Source organism: Desulfotomaculum copahuensis (assembly GCF_001655685.1).
Classification (GTDB): Bacteria; Bacillota; Desulfotomaculia; order Desulfotomaculales; family Desulfovirgulaceae; genus Desulfotomaculum_G; species Desulfotomaculum_G copahuensis.
This window is the reverse complement of sequence record NZ_LYVF01000007.1, coordinates 1-1,970: the sequence shown is the minus strand read 5'-3', so window position 1 is coordinate 1,970 and position 1,970 is coordinate 1. Positions and strand designations below refer to the sequence as shown.

The following is a 1,970-nucleotide window of genomic DNA, read 5'->3' as shown; positions in this document are numbered from 1 at the left end:
GTAGAGTAGACCCTGGCACATAACTTTAGGCAGGCCTATCAGTTTGCTCCCCGTTTCCTTTGGGAGTGCCTCACTAGCCAGGCCATGGCTGGTGTGCCAGAAGCCCCTCGTCTAACCGTACGTGAGGTTTTCCCTCATACGGCTATCCGACACCATTCTCGTCAGGCATTCGCAGGTCAGTCGAGAGCTAAGCTGTACAACCCTTTTCTCTTAAGGGTGGCAAAGACCCCTGGCTTAAAGATCTTACTTAGCCGTTGGCTGGTTTTCCGGCCCACGCGGTAAAAGCGGGCCGTAATGTAGAAGTCCAAATTCCAGTATATCCGGTTGACATTGGACAAATGGAAATACTGCTTCCAGCCTCTTAATACCGGATTAATGTCATTGATGATTCCATCTATGCCATGGTAAAGCCGTTTTCGTGAAATGATTTCCCGAATCCGCTGGCGTAGACGACTGATTGCTTTGTCTCCAGGCTTGAGGTAAGTGCGCTTGCCGGATCCCAGTTTGATGTTATAGCCAAGAAAATTCAGAGTATCACTTGCTGATAAGTTCAGGATTCTGGTTTTCTTGCCGTTCAGCTGTAATCCGAGGGACGAAATGATATTTTCAATTTCATCCCTGATGGGCTGACCAATATAACGGGCCAGAACCACGAAGTCATCTGCATACCTCACAAGGCGGGCATTATACTTCGCACGCGGTCCATCCGGACGGTACCATGCTGTGTCCAGTTTGTTCAGAACAATGTTGGCCAATAGCGGGGATATTACTCCACCCTGAGGTGTGCCCACCCGGTTCTTTTTACCCTGCCTGGGTCCGCCGGTTTCTACGATCGGCGCGGTAAGCCATCCTTTGATTAACCGCAGAATCTTACCGTCTACTATGCGTTCGGATAGGGTATCCATAATAAGCTGGTGGGATATGTTATCAAAACATTGACTCAGGTCGGCGTCATATACGGCAGTAAATCCTTGTTTAACGTGACTGATAATGGCATTGATGGCCTGGTGTGCACTCCGTTTGGGCCTGAAACCGTACGAGCAGTCCTGAAAATCCGCCTCAAATACCGGCTGGATAATAATCAAACAGGCCATTTGGACGACTCGGTCTTTAATGACCGGAATGCCCAGTGGGCGCTGCCTGCCGTCCGGTTTAGGGATGTAGACCCGTCTGACGGGTTGCGGGCGATACGTGCCATTGCTTAATTCGGCGGCAATTTCAGCGAGGAAGGTTTCCACGCCTATGGCGTCTTCAATGGTTTTGAATGTTTGCCCGTCTACTCCGGGGGCGCCTTTGTTGGCCCGGCATTGCCGCCAGGCATACTGGAGCACGTCTTTCCGGTATATTTTGTCGAAGAGGCTGTAAAACTTGAAATTCTTTTCCTGCTTGGCCTTGACGTAGAGTTTGCGCTGAAAGTTGCGGACTTTTTCAAATCCCTGTGTTAGCCGAGGCAATCAGTGGTCCTCCTTTCATGCAAACGTTGGTGAAGCAGTGCCCCTTTTCTCCGGCGGGTTGTGCTGTTCCGCCTTCATGGATACTATGGGCACCTCCGACTCCTTGCCGAACAGTCCGGGATTTTCGGCCGTCGGCCTTATATCCCGACTTTGGAAGTGCCACTTCCAGCCCGGCAAGGTCTCCCGTGTTCCTTTGACAACCTTGGATACGTGCCGCCCCTAATCACCACGACCGCTCCTACCGTTGCATGTTCTCGTTTCTTCACGGTAGGTGGCAGGCTTCCCCATGTTGAGGCAGGGTCGCCAGTCGATAACTGCGTTTTCGGGGCCACCACGGGTTCGCTTGCGCTACGGCCCGCATCCTGTCTCGCCCTTACGGCCTTTTCGGGCAGCTTATCGCTTTGGGTCACCCCGGACGATTGCCCGATGACTTCGCGGTGAACGAGAAATTTCCGCGGCAGGTACTTTTCAACCTGCTGGTTGTGCAAAGTCTTTGCACGGCACACCTCAACTTTC

General features: G+C 52.1%; 1 protein-coding gene. It reads right to left on the bottom strand.

The features are described 5' to 3' along the window. Window positions 1-176: 176 nt before the first annotated feature. Window positions 177-1,454 carry a group II intron reverse transcriptase/maturase gene (gene ltrA, locus A6M21_RS00680; RefSeq protein WP_066665984.1) on the bottom strand — a complete coding sequence of 426 codons (1,278 nt, stop codon included), beginning with the start codon at window positions 1,452-1,454 and terminating at the stop codon, window positions 177-179. Between the last annotated feature and the right edge of the window lie 516 nt (window positions 1,455-1,970).